We start from the raw sequence: 17688 nt of genomic DNA, 5'->3' as shown, positions 1-17688 counted from the left end.
CAAAGCGGGCGTGAGTGCAATGCCTACCTGGCGTTGGATGTCGGAGTGTTCAGGCCGATGGCGCGACGGTGATGATGTCGTGTTCATTGACGCTGCCAGCCAGCGTGTAGCGATATCCCTTGGCCAGCACTTCAACGTAGCTGTCATGTGCGGCAAGGATGAAAAGCTGCAGGTCGTGGACATTGCGGGGATCGTAGTGCGCGAGCAGTGCCGCCAGGCCAGGATCGTGGATGACCCGGTAGAAGCCGGGGAAAGGGCAGAGACCGGTTTGCCGCCAGTGCGCGGTTTCATCGGCTGGTCCGGTTTCCTCGAAGATCTCGCCGTGGCGCATCTCGTGAAAATTTCCGCCCCGGCAACGCGCTTCATGGACAAGTTCGAAATCCACCTGCAGTGAGCGGTAACGCATGCCCGGCTGCGCTGCATAGTCCTCCAGCGTCTGTGCCTCCACGTTCACCTGTGCGCTCGCGTTCTGCTCTCGATACACCAGTGTCAGGTCGAGCGTGCTGATGCGGAAAGGCACCGGTTCCGGGCGAAGCTCCATGGGTCGTTCGTCGAAGGGGCTGGACTGCTCATTGGGCCGCCCGTCGCACTGCGCTGTCAACGCGTTTCCCGAACCTTACCGGAACGGGTGGGGAACCCACGGAAATCGGCCGGGTCACACCTTCTCCATGCGTGTGAGAACGAGGTGCTGCATCATGCAGAGTGGAAAAGCAGTTTGGCCCTGGGTGTTGGGCGTGGTGGTGATCGGTGGCGCGGGCGGTTGGCTGTTCCGCGACCAGCTGAAGAGCCTGGCGGACGGAGTTTCGGTGCCGGTGCAATCAACCCCTGCCAGTACCAGCGTACCGCCACAACCGCAGGCGGCCGCAGAACCCGCGCCAGCGTCGCCTCCGATCAAGCATCCGCTGGATACCGGGGCCGCGGCAGATCCGGCGCTGCCGAAGCTGGCTGACAGCGATGCCGCTGCCTGGGGCGCGCTGAGCCAGCTGTTCCAGGGCGAGGGTCCGCTGACCCTGCTGTTGCGCGACCATCTGATCCAGCGCCTGGTCACCCAGGTCGACAACCTGGACAAGCCCAGCGTGCCACCCACCGCGCTGGCCGCGCGGCCGCTGCCGGGCAACCTGCAAGTCGAGGCGGGTGAGGGCGGTGAACGCATCGCCGCAGCCAATGCGGCGCGCTATGCGCCCTACGTGCAGGCCTTCACCGCGCTGGACCCGGCGGCAACGGCCACGGCCTACAAGCGCTTCTATCCACTGATCCAGCAGGCCTATGTGGACCTGGGCCGGCCCGACGGGTACTTCAATGATCGCCTGGTCGCGGTGATCGACCACCTGCTGGACAGCCCGGAACTGGCCCAGCCGCCGCTGGTGCAGCGCGACGAACGGGGCCGCTATCGCTTCGTCGATCCCACCCTGCAGTCACGCTCGATCGGGCAGAAGGCCCTGCTGCGCATGGACCCGGCGCAGGCGCGGGCGGTCAAGCAGCAGCTGCGGGCGATCCGCAGCGCGATCACCCGCTGAGTCCCTCCACCGCGCGGAACTGATCGGGATCAACGCGCCGACCACACCCGTTCCGGCATGCTGGCCGCAGGCTGACTGGCCTCGGGGTGCAGTCGCAGTCACCCTTGAAACGGGGTGGGGCAACCGCATCTTTCCAGCATCGCCGGCGCGGGCCGGCCCTGATGACCGATGAGGTTTCGCAATGCGGATGGACAAGCTCACCTCGCGTTTCCAGCAGGCGCTGGCAGACGCACAGTCGCTGGCCGTAGGCCGCGACAACAGCATCATCGAACCGGTTCACCTGTTCAGCGCGTTGCTGGACCAGCAGGGCGGCAGCACGCGCCCGCTGCTGGCCCAGGCCGGGGTGAACGTGCCGGTGCTGCGCGAGCGCCTGACCGAGGCGCTGGATGCACTGCCGAAGGTGTCCGGCCAGGCCGGCAACGTCTCGATGGGCAATGACCTGGGGCGCCTGCTGAACCAGACCGACAAGCTGGCCCAGCAGAACGGCGATGCCTTCATTGCCAGCGAGTGGTTCGTGCTGGCGGCGCTGGAAGACAGTGGCACGCTGGGCATGGCGCTGCGCGCCGCCGGCGCCGACAAGACCCGCCTGCAGGCCGCCATCGACAAGCTGCGTGGCGGCGAGAACGTGCAGTCGGAGAATGCCGAGGAACAGCGGCAGGCGCTGGAAAAGTACACCATCGACCTGACCGCGCGTGCCGAGAGCGGCAAGCTCGATCCGGTGATCGGCCGTGACGAGGAAATCCGTCGCACCATCCAGGTGCTGCAGCGCCGGACCAAGAACAATCCGGTGCTGATCGGCGAACCCGGCGTGGGCAAGACCGCGATCGTGGAAGGTCTGGCCCAGCGCATCATCAACGACGAAGTGCCCGAGGGCCTGCGCGGCAAGCGTGTGCTGTCGCTGGACATGGGCGCGCTGATTGCCGGTGCCAAGTTCCGCGGTGAGTTCGAAGAGCGGTTGAAGGGCGTGCTCAACGACCTGGCCAAGAGCGAAGGGCAGATCATCCTGTTCATCGATGAGCTGCACACCATGGTCGGTGCGGGTAAGGCCGATGGCGCGATGGATGCCGGCAACATGCTCAAGCCGGCGCTGGCACGCGGCGAGCTGCACTGCGTCGGTGCCACCACGCTGGATGAGTACCGCAAGTACATCGAAAAGGATGCCGCGCTGGAGCGCCGCTTCCAGAAGGTCTTCGTGGGTGAGCCGTCGGTGGAAGACACCATTGCCATCCTGCGCGGGCTGAAGGAAAAGTACGCGGTGCACCACGGCGTGGAGATCACCGACCCGGCCATCGTCGCCGCTGCGACGCTGTCCAACCGCTACATCACCGACCGCCAGCTGCCGGACAAGGCCATCGATCTGATGGACGAGGCGGCCTCGCGCCTGCGCATGGAAATCGACTCCAAGCCGGAGGAGCTGGACCGCCTGGAACGCCGGGTGATCCAGCTGAAGATCCAGCGCGAGATGCTGAAGAAGGAAAAGGACGAAGCCTCGCGGCAGCGCCTGGCCGATCTGGAGAACGACATCGATGCGCTGGAGCGTGAGTTCTCCGACCTCAATGAAATCTGGAAGTCGGAGAAGGCAGCGCTGCAGGGTGCGACCAAGATCAAGGAGCAGGTCGAGCAGGCCAAGCTGGAGCTGGAAGCCGCGCAGCGCCGCCAGGATTTCGCCAAGATGAGCGAGATCCAGTACGGCCTGCTGCCGCAGCTGGAAAAGCAGCTGGCCGCTGCGCAGGAAGCCGAACACAGGGACTTCAAGCTGGTGCAGGACCGGGTCACCGACGAGGAGATCGCCGAGGTCGTGTCGCGCTGGACCGGCATCCCGGTCAACAAGATGCTCGAAGGTGAGCGCGACAAGCTGCTGCGCATGGAAGAGGTGCTGCACAACCGCGTGGTCGGCCAGGAGGAAGCGATCAAGGTCGTCTCCGATGCCGTGCGCCGTTCGCGTGCGGGCCTGTCCGATCCGAATCGCCCGGCCGGTTCGTTCCTGTTCCTCGGCCCGACCGGCGTCGGCAAGACCGAGCTGTGCAAGTCGCTGGCCGAGTTCCTGTTCGACAGTGCCGACGCGATGATCCGCATCGACATGAGCGAATTCATGGAGAAGCACAGCGTCGCCCGCCTGATCGGTGCGCCCCCGGGCTACGTCGGTTACGAAGAGGGTGGCTACCTGACAGAGGCCGTGCGTCGCCGTCCGTATTCGTTGATCCTGCTGGATGAAGTGGAGAAGGCGCATCCGGATGTGTTCAACATCCTGCTGCAGGTGCTGGACGATGGCCGCCTGACCGATGGCCAGGGCCGCACCGTGGACTTCCGCAACACCGTCATCGTGATGACCTCGAACCTGGGCTCGCACCAGATCCAGGACATGAGCGCTGATGACAGCCCGGAGGCCTACACGCAGATGAAGGCGGCGGTGATGGGCGTGGTGCAGGCGCACTTCCGCCCGGAGTTCATCAACCGCCTGGACGACATCGTGGTGTTCCACCCGCTGGACAAGCAGCAGATCAAGCAGATCGCGCGCATCCAGATGCGTGGGCTGGAAAAGCGCCTGGCCGAACGTGGTTTGAAGCTGCTGGTGTCCGATGCGGCGTTCGACCTGCTTGGCAACGTTGGTTTCGATCCGGTGTACGGCGCACGTCCGTTGAAGCGTGCGATCCAGGCGCAGCTGGAGAACCCGCTGGCGCAGAAGATCCTGTCCGGTGCCTTCGTCAACGGCGACACCATTGAAGTCGGCAACGACGGCGGACATCTGGTGTTCGCCAAGGCGTGATTCACACGGGGCGCTGCCTGATCGCGGCGCCCCGTTTCCTGCGGAGTACGCCGGGCCATGCCCGGCGCTCACTCAGAAGCGGTGCGTATAGCCGCTCATCAAGCCGAACTGGTTCGCCTTCTGCACGATCGGGCTGTCGGCCGCATCGCCGAGCAGGCGCGTGCCTTCGGCCGAGATGTACCAGTTGCCATTGCGGCCCAAGCGGTGGCTCCATTTCATGCCAAGACCGGCGCTGACCAGCCCAGCCTTCGGCGTGTGCTGGGCAAAGCCGGTGCGCGCCGCCTGTTCCGGGCTGACGCCGTACCAGGTCTGCATGTAACCGCGATTGCCATAGTCGGTGGAAACACTGCCGCTGACCACGCCACCGGCCAGGTCGAACAGCGGCATGCTCAGATTCAGATGGATCTGCTGGGTAGCCAGGCCGTTCTCGGCCTTGTCCTCGTCCTTGCGGGTGAACTGCCAGGAGCCGCTCAGCACGGCTTCGCCCAGCGTATAACCAGCGGTGAGACCGACCAGGGGACGGGTATCGATATCACCCATGCCGCGCAGGAAGTCCGAACCGCCGAGCAGGGAGTCCTTGTCGCGGCGGATGCCGCTGGCGCCGATGTAGGCACGCACGCGGGTGTGCTCGCCGATGGACGTGCCCCAACCGATGCCACTGGTGCCCAGAAACCATCCCCCCGGCGAGGTGACATCGAACGACAGCGACGGCGTCGCGCGGTATTCCTCGCTGCCGCTGTAGCGCGGCGTCACGCCACCACCAGCGGCGAGCTCGAAGGTCCAGTGGTCATCCTTGGCGTGGGCGATCGGCGTGGCGAACAGCGGCAGCAGGGCCAGGCAGAGCAGGGTGGGGGAACGGCGAAGCTGGGACATGGAATCTCTCGACAATGGGAGGAAAGCAGCGCGCGCATCCGGCGAGTGCTGCAGGGTCGCCAGCGTGGCGATATGCCGGCGACCGATCCCTCCGCAGTTGTGCGGGAGTTGTAATCAACTGTAATGGCGCCCGTGGGCGTTCAGCTGGCAGCCAGCGGCCAGTGCATTTCCAGGCGCGCGCCACCCAGCGTGGCGCGGCTGATGCGCAGCTCGCCACCGTGGCGGGCTGCAATGCGGCTGACGATGGCCAGGCCCAGCCCGAAGCCGCCGGTGTCGCGGCTGCGGCTGTCATCCAGGCGGGTGAACGGGCGCATCACTTTTTCATGGTCGGCCTCGGCGATGCCCGGGCCGTCGTCATCCACACGCAGGCACGCGCGGCCGCCGACACCGACCAGCGACACTTCCACCTGCGAACGCGCGTGGCGCAGCGCATTGCCCACCAGATTGCTCAACGCCAGCTGCAGCAGCCGCGGTTCGGCATCCACCCGCGGCAACGCACTGGGCTGCACGCGCAGGACCACGCCGGCTCGTTCGGCATCACGGCGTGCATCTGCCAGGCAGCCCTGCAGCCAGTCGTTGGCTTCAATGCGCTGCATCGGCTCGCCTTCGCCGGGATGCTCCAGACGCTCATAGGCCAGCAGTTCGCTGACCAGCCGGTTGAGTTCGGCCAGGTCGCCGTGCAGCCCCTGTGCCAGCCGTGTACGGCGTTCGTGATCGTCGCTGTCCTGCATCAGGTCCAGGCCGAAGGCCACGCGCGCGATGGGCGTGCGCAGTTCGTGCGATATGGCATGGGTGAGGTCGCGCTGGCGCTGGACCAGTTCGGCCACGCGTGCGGCCATGCGGTTGGAATGGTCGACGATGACGCGTATCTGCGAGCGTGGCGAAACCTGCGCGCGCGCCTGCAGATCGCCGGCACCGATGCGATCGGCGTGCACGCGCAGCGCGTCCAGATCGCGCCAGAGCAGGCGCACCCAGGCGTACAGGCACAGCCCGAACAGGGCCAGCATCACCGAATAGGCGATCAGGGTGAGATAGAGGGTCATCGACGGCTCGCCTGGCAGATGCAGGCGCAGCCAGGGGCCATCGGGATGCAGTGGATCAAGCGGCGCCAGTACGATCTCGAACTTCTGCCGGGAAATGAGCCCGTTGCGCTGCAGCTGTTCCTGTTCGCCGGCCGCGAGGGCCGGTGCTGACGGCAGCAGAGCCAATGCGATGCCATAGTGGGGTTGCCATTGCGCCAGCTGATCCTGCTGGGCGGCGGAGTCCTTTCCGTCCAACCCCTGCCGCAATGCATACAACTGGCCGCGCACCTGCTCTGCGAACACACGCTGCTGGAACGGCAGGTAGATGCGATCGAAGATCACGTTGATCAGCAGCAGGGTGATCAGGAAGCTCGCGCCGACCACCAGCCACAGGCGCAGAAACAGCCGCTTCATGCCGACCAGGACGAGGGATTGAACTGGTAGCCGCGGCCCCACACCGTCTTGATCCGCCGCGGTTCGCGCGCGTCGTCGCCCAGCTTGCGGCGCAGCTTGCCGATGCTGACATCGACACTGCGGTCCAGCCCGTCGAAGCCGATGCCGCGCACCGCCTGCAGGATCTGGTCACGCGAGAGAATCTGCCCCGGCTGGCTGGCCAGCAGCCACAGGATCTCGAATTCGGTGGTGCCCATGTCCACCGGCTGGCCGTGCAGATGCACCTCGCGCTGCATGCGGTCGATCAGCAGCTCGCCGTGCATCAGGCGGCAGGGGCTGCCGGTGTTGCTGCTGCCATGGCGGCGGCGCAGCAGGGCGCGCAGGCGAGCCAGCAGCAGGCGCGGCTCGATCGGCTTGTGCACATAGTCGTCGGCGCCCGATTCCAGGCCGAGCACCTGCTCGATGTCGTCCTCGCAGGCCGTCAGCATCAGGATCGGCACATCGGAGAAGCTGCGGATCTGCCGGCACACGTCGATGCCGCCCAGGCCGGGCAGCATCAGGTCCAGCACCACCAGTTCCGGCGCGTGCTGGCGGCAGGCGGCACCGGCGAGGTCGCCACGGGCCACATGCTGCACGGCGAAGCCATGTTCGTGCAGGTAGTCGCTGACCAGTTCGGCCAGGCGGCGGTCGTCCTCCACCAGCAGCACCGGGGTCGGCGAGCCGCTGGCGGCGGGTGTCCAGGGGGATGACTGCATGCGCTTGGGCCTCCGTGCCCGGGCAGGAGCGCCCGGCGGCGAAGCCTAGCAACGGCCCATGACGGCTGCCTGAATCGCGGCCAACCTGATAACCGGTGGTACTGGCGTCATCGCCAGCAGCTTTCAGCGCGTGGTTCTGGCTGGCCTATGGTGGCGGTTTCCCCGGATGGAGCCTGGCGCAATGAGCGACCCGCAGTGGCAACTGGAAACCCTGGCCGTGCATGGCGGCTACCGTCCCGACCCGACCACCCGCGCGGTGGCGGTGCCGATCTACCAGACGGTGGCGTATGCCTTCGATGACACCCAGCACGGCGCCGACCTGTTCGACCTGAAGGTGCCGGGGAATATCTACACGCGCATCATGAACCCCACCACCGATGTGCTGGAGCAGCGCCTGGCCGCGCTGGAAGGCGGCATCGGTGCGCTGGCACTGGCCTCGGGGCAGGCGGCGATCACCTATGCCATCCAGACCATTGCCGAGGCCGGTGACAACATCGTTGCCTCCAGTGCGCTGTATGGCGGCAGCCTCAACCTGCTGGCGCACACCTTGCCGCAGTACGGCATCCAGGCGCGCTTCGCCGACCCGGCCGATCCGTCCGCCTTCGCCGCGCTGATCGACGAACGCACCAAGGCGGTGTTCGTCGAATCGATCGGCAACCCGCGCGGCAACGTCACCGACATCGCGGCGATTGCCGAGGTCGCGCATGCCGCCGGCGTGCCGCTGATCGTCGACAACACCGTCGCCACGCCGTTCCTGCTGCGCCCGTTCGAGCATGGCGCCGACATCGTGGTGCATTCGCTGACCAAGTACCTGGGCGGCCACGGCAATAGTCTCGGCGGTGCGATCATCGACTCGGGCCGCTTCGACTGGGCCGCGCAGCCCCAGCGCTTCGCACGGCTCAACCAGCCCGACCCCAGTTATCACGGCGTGGTCTATACCGAAGCGCTGGGGCCGGCGGCCTACATCGGCCGCGCGCGGGTGGTGCCGCTGCGCAATACCGGCGCGGCGCTGTCACCGTTCAACGCGTTCCTGATCCTGCAGGGCATCGAGACCCTGGCGCTGCGCATGGAACGCATCAACGCCAACGCGCTGGCCGTCGCGCAGTTCCTGAAGTCACACGCAAAGGTGGCCTGGGTGCGCTACGCCGGGTTGGCCGACGACCCCGAGCACGCCGCCGCGCAGCGCTACCTGGGCGGGCACGGCTCGGGCGTACTGACCTTCGGCCTGCCGGGCGGCCGTGAAGCCGGCGCACGTTTCCTCGATGCGCTGAAGCTGTTTACCCGCCTGGTCAACCTGGGCGACGCGAAGTCACTGGCCACCCATCCCGCCTCGACTACCCATCGCCAGCTGGACGCCGCCGAACTGGCCAAGGCCGGTGTCAGCGAAGACACCGTGCGGCTGTCGATCGGCATCGAGCATATCGGCGACCTGCGTGCCGACCTGGAGCAGGCCCTGGCTGGCGCCTGATAGCCGCACGCTTGGTCGTCATCGCCACAGGCGATCACCACCGGCACCGCGATGCGCTACGGTGGAACTGCCTCTCCAAGGCATGGCAACGTGGCGATCCAGATCCCCGGTCGATGCGGGTCGACCGGGGATTTTTTTGTTTGACGATGACTCCAGCCCGGTACTTCGCTGGACTGCGCCGTAGCTCGATGAAGCAGGTTTATCAAGGACTTACGCGCGTCCATCATATGCCGGTGCTTTCTGAAACTTGACCCGGTTTTCCCTCGCGCCGCTCCTATCTGGCTCTTGGAATTCGGGTCGTTCCAAGGAGTCATCATGGCGAAGATCAAGCTCACCAAGACCGCCGTAGAGTCGGCGCAACCCCAGGCCAAGGACATCGAACTACGGGATACCGTGGTGCCGGGTTTCCTCTGCAAGATTACCCCGAAGGGCCGTCGGGTGTTCATGCTCCAGTACCGCACGAACTCCGGGCAGCCCCGCAAGCCCTCGCTGGGCCTGTTCGGGGAACTGACCGTGGAGCAGGCCCGCGTCATGGCGCAGGACTGGCTGGCCGAGGTTCGCCGAGGCGGCGACCCCGGCGGCGCCAAGGCCGAGGCGCGCAAGGCGCCCACGGTCGAAGCGCTGTGCAAGAAGTTCATGGAGGACTACTCCAAGAAGCGCAACAAGCCGAGCACGCAGCGCGGCTATCAGGCCGTCATCGACCGCTGCATCGTCCCGCTGATCGGCCGCAAGAAGGTGCAGGACGTGAAGCGGCCCGACATTGCCGGGCTGATGGAGAAACTGGCCTACAAGCCCGCCGAGGCGAACAACGCCTTCGGCGTGCTGCGCAAGATGTTCAACCTGGCCGAAGTGTGGGGCTACCGCCCGGACGGCACGAACCCGTGCCGCCACGTCCCGATGTACCCGCCCGGCGAGGAAACCCGGCTCATCGTGGACGACGAACTGGCGCTGATCTTCCGCCAGTTGGAGAAGCTGGAGGCGGAAGGACTGGAGAACTACGTCATCCCGCTGGCGATTCGCCTGCAATTCGAGTTCGCCGGCCGCCGCTCCGAAATCTGCATGCTTGAATGGGATTGGGTCGATCTGGAGAACCGGCGCGTGGTCTGGCCCGACAGCAAGACCGGCGGCCTCTCCAAGCCCATGAGCGCGGAAGCCTATCGACTGTTCTCGACGGCACCGCGCCGAGAAGGTTGCCCCTACGTCCTGCCTTCGCCCAACGACCCGACCAAGCACCTGACCTTTGGCGAGCACTATGGCGGATGGTGCCGGGTGCTCAAGGCAGCCGGCGTCCCACACGTCGGCACGCACGGCATCCGCCACCGCTCCACGACCGACATTGCCAATTCGGGAGTGCCGACCAAGGTAGGCATGAAGCTGACGGGCCACAAGACCGTGGCGATGTTCATGCACTACGTCCACACCGAGGACAAGCCGGTGCGGGATGCTGCCGAACTGGTGGCGAGTCGGCGGCAGGCCATCACGGGCGCGCGGCGCCCTGCGGAGGCCACGGCATGAGCAAGAGGACGCTTTCGGTGGCGCCCCCCGCTGCCTTGGCGGCCGACTATCCCCGTTCCGCAATTTCCGAGACAGTGTCTGGGAAATTCGGCCTCGCCGAGCTGGCCAAGGTCTTCACGCTGCCGTGGTCGGCCTATGCGCTGCTGATTTCGGTCAAGGATGCCCGCGGATCGGTGGCCGGCATCCCGTCCAGTCGGCTCCGATTGTCGTGCCGGCGTCACGACAATCGGGCGGGCCATCCCTTCTATCTAGGTGCTACACCGGAGACTGGAAAAGTATGCCCGTTTCGGGTATAGTTTGGAGGTCGAAATGACGGTCATCCTCAAGCGCAAGGACTTTGCACGCTGGCAGTCGGGCGAGAAGCTGTCCGATGCCGCGTTGTGCAAGGCGGTTCAGGAGATGGAAAGCGGTCTGATCGACGCGGACTTGGGCGGCTCCCTCTACAAGAAGCGGGTGGCCCGCCCCGGTGGTGGTAAAAGCGGCGGCTACCGCACACTGGTATCGGCCAGGATCGGCAGCCGCTACGTGTTCCTGCATGGGTTCCCGAAGAACGACAAGGCGAACATCACGCAGGACGAGAAGAAGGCGCTGCAATTCGCCGGCAAAGCGTTCTTGCAACTGTCCGGGGAAACGTTATCGAAGGCGTTGCAGTCGGGCGTGTTATTGGAGGTGCATTGTGAGCAAGATCATTGAATCCCTGCGTGACGACCTGGCCACGCTTCATGAAGTGGGTGCGATCAGCAAGGTGACGATGCGCGAGTTCGACGCGATCTGCCCGCCGCCAGTGCGGGAGTTTGGCGCCGAGGACATTAGGCGCCTACGGGAGACGCTGAAATTCAGCCAGCCGGTGTTCGCGCATCACCTGCACACCTCGGCCTCGACCGTGCGCAAGTGGGAGCAAGGTGAAACCCGACCCGCTGGCCCGGCGCTGAAGCTGCTCAACATCATCGCCGACAAGGGGCTCCGGGCGATCCTTTGATTGATCTGCGTTTTCTGCCATAACCACCTAATTTCAGTTACGATCTTTTACGCTATCAAAACGTCGATGGAGGTGACAGATGGCAGAGAAAAGGAACGTGTTTATCAGCCATGTCCATAAGGACGATCATGGGCTCCAAAAGCTCAAAGATCTGCTGGCTCCGAAAGGGATGGATGTAAGGGACTCCTCCATCCATACAGGAAAGTTCAACAACGCCACGGATGAGCATTACATCAAGACGCAGATTCTGGCCCCAGCGATAAACTGGGCGGGCGTATTTATTTGCTACGTCTCACCCCAGACGAAAGATAGCGACTGGGTGACCTGGGAAATCGAATATGCAGCCAAGCAAGGCAAACGTATTGTTGGCATCTGGGAGCATGGTGAGAAGGAATGCGACATTCCTGAGGCACTGAAAGAATACGCCGATGCCTTGGTCGGCTGGAATGGTGACTCAATCATTGATGCGATCAACGGAAAAGATACATGGGAAAAACCCGACGGTGGCGCCTGTGATCCGGTTCCTCTGAAAAGGCATCCCTGCTGATGGCACGTGTCCACTCCTACGTGGTGCGGTACGACAGTGGTTTCGCACCCAATCCCTTTTACGAATACTGCACGCTTGCAACCTGCAAGCCAAATATCCGCAAGGGCGCTGACATCGGTGATTGGGTGGTAGGCAGTGGCAGCAATGATCGAAGTGTTCGGCGAGGCGGGTATCTGGTTTATGCGATGCAAGTCACCGAAACGATGACATTTGATGAATATGGGGCAGATCCACGGTTTGAATCTAAAAAGCCCTATCGCAACGGTAGTCGGAAGCAAAGTTGCGGGGACAATATCTACTTCAGAGCCGCACCAGCGGCCGTCTGGCAGCAACGAGATTCCTTTCACTCTCGCCCCGATGGTTCACTTAATCCTGATCACGTCACTCGCGACACGGGTGTAAACAGGGTTCTCATCAGCAATGACTTCGTGTACTTCGGAGGAGAGGGGCCGGAGTTCCCGGAAGAGCTAAAAGACCAGCAAGGCCGGTCTCTATGCAAAACAGGAATAGGTCTAACTACTTTTGACGATCCAAAACTGATTGCGAACCTAGAGCAATGGGTTCGTAGCTTTGGGCTGAATGGATATCAGGGCGCTCCATTCGAATGGCTGACGCTTCGGAGGTAACCGATGCACAAGGAAGGTTCTCTGCTGCTTTCGGACTACGCTTCGGAAATTGCAGCTACGGATGTACTCAGTCCAACCGATTTCAATCCTGTCCTTCAAGGGCTTTATGGGGAAGTCGGTGGAATAATGTCTACTGTCAAAAAACATGTCCGGGAAAAATCTGCGTACCCTGGTTTCAGAAGGGCGGCGGAAGAAGAATTCGGTGATACGCTTTGGTATTTGGCTGCGATCTGCCGGCGCATGCAAGCTCCACTTGAAGATATCTTTGCCGAGGCGGCGAATCACGGGAACTTCAAGAACATAGGGGCAGCAAGCGACATAGCCGAAGGTGCATTCGCTTACATCGCCATGCCTGTGGCGGCCCCTGCGTCGTTGGACATTACCTTGGTACGCTTGGGGCAGGCGGCCGCAGCTCTGCTGGGAAGTGGGCCTGCGCGCAATGACGTGGTCACCTTCGCGCGAGCCTATCTCGATGCAATCCATGCCGCAGAGTTGGCGTTCTCGGACGTAGCGCGGGGGAACCTCCGGAAAGCTAGGGGTGCATTCTTGGAGCCACAGGCGGTTGACCTGATTGGCCTTGATTTCGATAGCGAGTTTGGAATAGAAGAGCAGCTCCCTAGAGAGTTCAAGATCCGAGTCAATCAACGCGGTAGCGGCAAAAGCTATCTCCAATGGAATGGCGTATTCATAGGTGATCCCCTGACCGACAACATCGCTGACCGAGATGGCTACCGATTTCATGATGTTTTCCATTTTGCATATGCAGCCATCTTGCATTGGTCACCTGTAATACGGGCATTGATCAAGCACAAGCGAAAGAGCCAGTCCAAATATGATGAAGAGCAAGACAGCGGCCGGGCAATCGTCGTTGAGGAAGGGCTTACGGCATGGATTTTCTCTAGAGCCAAGGAATTAAACTATTTTGAGAATCAAGAAAAGGTTTCCCTTGGGATTCTCAAAACCATTGAAGAGTTTGTGAGTGGCTATGAGGTTGAGAAGTGCCCGCTAAAGCTTTGGGAAAAAGCCATCATGGACGGATATTCCGTATTCCGTCAAATCAAGAAAAATCAAGGCGGCTGGATCATCGGCAACCGAAAAGAACGCACCCTACAATATATGCCGCTTGAGTCTTAAGAATGAAAATCCACCCCTTTGTTGAATCAGTTTCCTCGCTGCAATTTGAGGACTGCTTCAATCCTTATTCTGATCGCTGTGAAGTTCATGATCGTCGAGACGCGCCCCGCCGCCGCGCCGCCGCACTTTCCGCATTATTGCGTCGCGCTTCAGAGGAGCCTGTAGATGCGATTTGGATCGGTCGAGATTTGGGGTATCGCGGAGGCCGCCGAACTGGGTTGGCCCTGACTGACGATGTTCACATGAGCCAACATGCCAAACGTTGGAATGTCGATCTGGCTCCAGAACGGCCCACAGTCGGCAATGCCGTAGCCGAGCGAACCGCTGCGGTTATATGGGGAATGCTAGAGCACATTGATGCTCGCATCTTTCTCTGGAATGTTTTCCCACTTCACCCTCATGAATCAGGGGATCCGTTCACCAACCGGCAACACAACGCCCGTGAAAGGCGAGCCGGCGAAGAGCTACTACAACAGCTCATCGTTCTGCTTCGTCCCTCGCGCATCGTCGCCATCGGCAACGATGCTGCCGCAGCCGCTCATCGAATCACGGATAGCGTGCCTGTTATCTGCGTGAGGCATCCGAGCTATGGCGGACAGACGCAGTTTCAAGGGCAAATCTCTGAACTGTATGGACATCCAATGAAGACTGGATCGCTGTTCTGACGAATTGCTCCAGCATTTTAGCGAGCGGATACCGCCCCTTCTATCCAACTCGCCAGGTTTTCACTGATGCAGCGACTGAAAGAGGCTCTGACGCTGGTGGAGGTGCGCACACTGGATCACGTCGTTGTGGCCGGGCAGGAAACAACTTCATTTGCAGAGCGAGGGCTATTGTGAACCGAGGGGGCTGCACAGGCGGCCCCATTTTTTTATTCGCTCCATCAAGCTTACTGAACGCAGTTACTGCAAAATTTCCCGGCTAATCCACAGGCAGAAGCTTTCGACGAAATAAGCTGGAATAGGTTCGGTCGCGTGAAAAAATTGGATCATATTCTCCCTGTTGATAAATTATTTTGGCGGCGGCCCCTGTTGTTGAAAGCGGGAGCACTGTAGCTTTGGGATGGTGTTCGACGAACAATTTATGCTCCTCATAGATCCCCTCCATGCCGCCGACGAACACCGCTGCGCTGAAACGGCGGCTTTCGATCATTGCTTGCCTCATGGCCGTCAAACTGGCTTCTCTGTTGCCATCAACCGCTGGCACCATATGCACGTCGACGAACTCCGCTAGCTCAGGAGGCAATCGACCCTCAAAAAGCTTACTTTGGTAAATCGCCACCCTGTTGCGGTCAAGGTTTGCCTCGCGGGAAAAGAGAGCCAATAGCGGCGTTATCGCCGGATGGCCGCCGCACGTGATTCGTCCAATCGGCAACACTACTTCAACCAAAGCCTTGATTGCTTCCCGTATAGCAAGAACATCGGCGGTGTCGAAAAATACCCGATTGCGATCAGGCAAAGGCACGCTGGCAGATAGAAATATATCTATCATGCGGTGAGCTCCTTCAGAAGTTGTGGCGCCTTCGACATTTGCACGGCCCGGATCGGCAAATACGAGTCAAGCCAATCTAGGTGAGAGAGCCACGTTCTCAGTACACCTCTATTGTCGTAAATCACCCATATTTCTCTCGTCTCAACAGTGGGGTTGGTAATGGCTTCGAACACTTCGTTGATGCGATCAGCGGTTGGTATTCCCACTGCCGGTACGATCGCCAGCGTTCGATTGGACTCGGTTTTGAGAGAAATCCAGCCTTCAATCTGAACACTTGGATCAAGTCCCTCGTCGCGGGCGGCGTCGCAAAAGTTATCGACCAAATATCGGTGGCGGGCGGCAATTGCTGGTGCGCGTAGCCGTTCGACCTCGTCGCAAATTCTCGTCACCAATCCCTTCGTGGCCCAACGCCCCCGCATTGGAATAAATCCAAAGAAGTCCCGACGCCTAAGCTTCATGAAGTGGCTGAAGGACGATGCAGGGTCTTCCTTTTGCCCCGGCCATAGTAGGTGCAAGATTTGCACATTGGTCGCGTTTGCGCGCGCCAATTCTTCAGCCGTCCAACGACCTTCTCTGAAGCCAGGTGTGTCGATCAGCACCACGACATCGGAATCCGACATCCTGTGCCAGAGTTGTGATTGGAAATCTGCGGCTGGAGGCACTGACCTCACGTCGATGAAAACGTCAAAGCCACGAGCATCGAGCGCATCGTACAACCGATCGGCCAGCGGCTGAGACCCTGTTCGTTTGTAACTGATGAAAAGTCGTCGCTCACGTCGCAACAGCCTAAATGTCTCAAGGACTAGCGTAACGAGGCGGGTGATGCCTTCATCGTTGGTGCCCAATACAATAGCATTGACATGTCTGAGCTGCGGCGGAATTTCTGCATGAACCTGGGACAAATCCGAAACGACCGGAGCGATAACGATCGAGTCATCAATCAACTCCGTCACAAGTGCGGTATCGGCAGTGCTTTCCGACGAGCCGAAAAATACTGCCATCACCGGCGATTTTAAGCTGCGGTTAGAGGCGTTGGCATCGCTGAGAAACGTAATTGCGTTGCTCGGAATCCCGAGCCCCTGAAGCGCCAGATCAACGCTACGGCGGAGGCGAGTGTCATGCCCATGGACCGCACCCAGCAGGATAAGCTGGTAGGGTGATCTCATGCTTGAGTTCTCGCTCATCGGCCAGCCATTCCCGCAGCAGTTTCAATCCATCCGCCAATATTTTTCCTGCCATCCTGGCCTATGAAATCGTAACTCAGGCAGTGATTTGACAGTTGGACTACGCTATTCGTTTTTGGTGCTGTGAACCACAGATCACCCTCAGGAATCGCAAGCGTGTAATCTGCGTAGGCCACCCACTTTCCGTCCTTCCACTCGGCGAGATATATGCCGCGATCGGTTCTATAAAGTCCCATCTGCGCCAATGGATCAGCACCCTTTGTAGATGTCGCTTTGTCTTTATTCTGGACACCGTGAATGAAAACGGTTAGCAAGCCGTTTCCCTTGATAACACTGCGAGCAATTTCGTAGCGCACCCATCGCCGTGACCATGTATGGGTTCCAGCAAGGACACAAGTTACCGAAGTATTCTCCAACCCCTTGCGGAGAAAAGTCTTTAGTGCATCGTCACTCTCTTTTTTCGATGCCTCAAACACGCTGCTGTCAAAGAAGCCCCGGCTTTCCTCATCGGATTCCTTCACAACCCAACTGTTGCGGACATTCCAGGCGCGCCATACATCAGGCTCATAGTGAAAAGAAAAGAATGTTCTGCGTGGCATTTTGACTCCATCTATTACACTAAACCCAGGCAAATTTGGATGTAGGTGACCCGCATCCTCCACAGCAAACGACACCTCGCAGGATGCAATTCAGATATTGCCGGTTCATCGTGCCTTTATAGCGTCGCTGACCCAAGTTTCAATATTCGACTTGATGTAGTCATACACATTGGTGCTGGTGGTGTATGGCGGATCGTAGACTTTACCCGTGACAGCTTCTCCATCAACGGTGAGGCCTGTAAACGGATTAGATCCTTTCGACGACTGATTTCCGTCTGAGTCTTTCAGATTGTGGACATGGATGGCGAGTACACCCAGCCCGTCCTTCCAGGCTTTCTTTATCTCGTGTTTGACCCAGCGGCGGCTGGCAGTCTTCTCGCCCACAAGTACGACAAGGCATTCTTTGCCTTTCATGTTGTCGGCGATCCATTTTTTGATGGCATCATCGCCTGCTTTCTTGATTTCTTCCCATTTGTTCGAATCCAGTAGAGGCTGTTTTTCGATAGCTCCGATTTGCCGAACTTGCGACACGCGCCAACTATCCTGTTTATAGTGAAAGCTCAGAAAGCATTTATTCGCCATGACTTATCTCCATTTGTCGTTGGTGCTTCGATGAAGCAAATCTCGAATTGAGGATTGCGATAGTTATTTAACTGAAGTCGTAATTAATCGCTGGCTTGAAATACTTTCTTGTAAATTTCCTTACAAATGATAGCTGAAAGTGTGCGCCTGCGTCTCCGCTTCGCGGACCGCGCTGCTCCAGGTTCGCTATTCGCTCATCCCTGACGGGACTGGCATTCGCCAGCCTTCCACATCCC

Annotated in this window: 20 protein-coding genes; 12 read left to right on the top strand and 8 right to left on the bottom strand. The window is 60.8% G+C overall.

Annotation, left to right across the window (positions count from 1 at the left end):
• Positions 1 to 49: 49 nt before the first annotated feature.
• Positions 50 to 541, bottom strand: a complete 492-nt coding sequence (locus ACZK33_RS18495; RefSeq protein WP_049422957.1) for a hypothetical protein — start codon at positions 539 to 541, stop codon at positions 50 to 52.
• 154 nt (positions 542 to 695) lie between these two features.
• Here ACZK33_RS18495 and ACZK33_RS18490 point away from each other — a divergent pair, with 154 nt between their 5' ends.
• Entirely contained in the window at positions 696 to 1517 is an 822-nt protein-coding gene (locus tag ACZK33_RS18490) for a DUF3014 domain-containing protein (RefSeq protein WP_423174890.1), read from the top strand.
• Positions 1518 to 1698: 181 nt separating this feature from the next.
• Positions 1699 to 4284 (top strand): ATP-dependent chaperone ClpB, encoded by a 2586-nt coding sequence (gene clpB / locus ACZK33_RS18485; protein WP_110713319.1) that lies wholly within the window; start codon positions 1699 to 1701, stop codon positions 4282 to 4284.
• A 72-nt stretch (positions 4285 to 4356) separates the two neighbouring features.
• Here clpB and ACZK33_RS18480 read toward each other — a convergent pair whose 3' ends face one another.
• The 3 genes from ACZK33_RS18480 to ACZK33_RS18470 form a co-directional block, all read right to left on the bottom strand.
• Complete coding sequence (locus ACZK33_RS18480) at positions 4357 to 5157, bottom strand: MipA/OmpV family protein (protein WP_423174889.1); 801 nt, start codon at positions 5155 to 5157, stop codon at positions 4357 to 4359.
• A gap of 140 nt (positions 5158 to 5297) precedes the next feature.
• Positions 5298 to 6593, bottom strand: a complete 1296-nt coding sequence (locus ACZK33_RS18475) for an ATP-binding protein (protein WP_423174888.1) — start codon at positions 6591 to 6593, stop codon at positions 5298 to 5300.
• Positions 6590 to 7327 (bottom strand): winged helix-turn-helix domain-containing protein, encoded by a 738-nt coding sequence (locus ACZK33_RS18470; RefSeq protein ID WP_032128544.1) that lies wholly within the window; start codon positions 7325 to 7327, stop codon positions 6590 to 6592. The genes ACZK33_RS18475 and ACZK33_RS18470 overlap by 4 nt, the downstream gene beginning before the upstream one ends.
• Positions 7328 to 7508: 181 nt before the next feature.
• Here ACZK33_RS18470 and ACZK33_RS18465 point away from each other — a divergent pair, with 181 nt between their 5' ends.
• The 10 genes from ACZK33_RS18465 (at position 7509) to ACZK33_RS18420 (ending at position 14435) form a co-directional block, all read left to right on the top strand.
• The gene (locus ACZK33_RS18465; RefSeq protein WP_423174887.1) at positions 7509 to 8795 is read left to right on the top strand and encodes an O-acetylhomoserine aminocarboxypropyltransferase/cysteine synthase family protein; all 1287 of its coding nucleotides are present in this window, start codon (positions 7509 to 7511) and stop codon (positions 8793 to 8795) included.
• A gap of 315 nt (positions 8796 to 9110) precedes the next feature.
• Complete coding sequence (locus ACZK33_RS18460; RefSeq protein ID WP_028240170.1) at positions 9111 to 10310, top strand: tyrosine-type recombinase/integrase; 1200 nt, start codon at positions 9111 to 9113, stop codon at positions 10308 to 10310.
• Positions 10307 to 10606 (top strand): hypothetical protein, encoded by a 300-nt coding sequence (locus ACZK33_RS18455; protein ID WP_033045758.1) that lies wholly within the window; start codon positions 10307 to 10309, stop codon positions 10604 to 10606. Before ACZK33_RS18460 ends, ACZK33_RS18455 begins: the two co-directional genes overlap by 4 nt.
• Before the next feature lie 13 nt (positions 10607 to 10619).
• On the top strand, positions 10620 to 11003 hold the full coding sequence (locus ACZK33_RS18450) for a type II toxin-antitoxin system RelE/ParE family toxin (RefSeq protein ID WP_028240169.1): 384 nt from the start codon (positions 10620 to 10622) through the stop codon (positions 11001 to 11003).
• Positions 10987 to 11289, top strand: coding sequence for a helix-turn-helix domain-containing protein (locus ACZK33_RS18445; RefSeq protein ID WP_028240168.1), 303 nt, complete (start codon positions 10987 to 10989; stop codon positions 11287 to 11289). The genes ACZK33_RS18450 and ACZK33_RS18445 overlap by 17 nt, the downstream gene beginning before the upstream one ends.
• Positions 11290 to 11368: 79 nt before the next feature.
• Positions 11369 to 11836 (top strand): TIR domain-containing protein, encoded by a 468-nt coding sequence (locus tag ACZK33_RS18440; RefSeq protein WP_028240167.1) that lies wholly within the window; start codon positions 11369 to 11371, stop codon positions 11834 to 11836.
• Positions 11836 to 12462, top strand: a complete 627-nt coding sequence (locus tag ACZK33_RS18435; protein ID WP_033045760.1) for an Nmad2 family putative nucleotide modification protein — start codon at positions 11836 to 11838, stop codon at positions 12460 to 12462. Before ACZK33_RS18440 ends, ACZK33_RS18435 begins: the two co-directional genes overlap by 1 nt.
• Before the next feature lie 3 nt (positions 12463 to 12465).
• A complete protein-coding gene (locus ACZK33_RS18430) occupies positions 12466 to 13596 on the top strand; it encodes a nucleoside triphosphate pyrophosphohydrolase family protein (RefSeq protein WP_028240166.1) in 1131 nt (376 codons plus the stop codon).
• Between the two features lie 2 nt (positions 13597 to 13598).
• Positions 13599 to 14261: a uracil-DNA glycosylase gene (locus ACZK33_RS18425; protein WP_071534888.1), complete on the top strand. Its 663-nt coding sequence runs from the start codon at positions 13599 to 13601 to the stop codon at positions 14259 to 14261.
• A gap of 66 nt (positions 14262 to 14327) precedes the next feature.
• Positions 14328 to 14435 (top strand): JAB domain-containing protein, encoded by a 108-nt coding sequence (locus tag ACZK33_RS18420; RefSeq protein ID WP_199770497.1) that lies wholly within the window; start codon positions 14328 to 14330, stop codon positions 14433 to 14435.
• Between the two features lie 82 nt (positions 14436 to 14517).
• Here ACZK33_RS18420 and ACZK33_RS18415 read toward each other — a convergent pair whose 3' ends face one another.
• The 4 genes from ACZK33_RS18415 to ACZK33_RS18400 form a co-directional block, all read right to left on the bottom strand.
• Positions 14518 to 15087 (bottom strand): SLOG domain-containing protein, encoded by a 570-nt coding sequence (locus ACZK33_RS18415; RefSeq protein WP_033041349.1) that lies wholly within the window; start codon positions 15085 to 15087, stop codon positions 14518 to 14520.
• Positions 15084 to 16271 carry a toll/interleukin-1 receptor domain-containing protein gene (locus ACZK33_RS18410; protein WP_033041350.1) on the bottom strand — a complete coding sequence of 396 codons (1188 nt, stop codon included), beginning with the start codon at positions 16269 to 16271 and terminating at the stop codon, positions 15084 to 15086. Before ACZK33_RS18410 ends, ACZK33_RS18415 begins: the two co-directional genes overlap by 4 nt.
• On the bottom strand, positions 16268 to 16870 hold the full coding sequence (locus ACZK33_RS18405) for a TIR domain-containing protein (protein WP_033041352.1): 603 nt from the start codon (positions 16868 to 16870) through the stop codon (positions 16268 to 16270). The genes ACZK33_RS18410 and ACZK33_RS18405 overlap by 4 nt, the downstream gene beginning before the upstream one ends.
• 105 nt (positions 16871 to 16975) lie before the next feature.
• Positions 16976 to 17452: a TIR domain-containing protein gene (locus ACZK33_RS18400; protein WP_033041353.1), complete on the bottom strand. Its 477-nt coding sequence runs from the start codon at positions 17450 to 17452 to the stop codon at positions 16976 to 16978.
• Positions 17453 to 17688 lie beyond the last annotated feature (236 nt).

The sequence above is a fragment of the Stenotrophomonas sp. 86156_Sma genome (assembly GCF_056481625.1).
The sequence above is the reverse complement of the archived record's forward strand: the minus strand, read 5'-3'. Positions and strand labels throughout refer to the sequence as shown.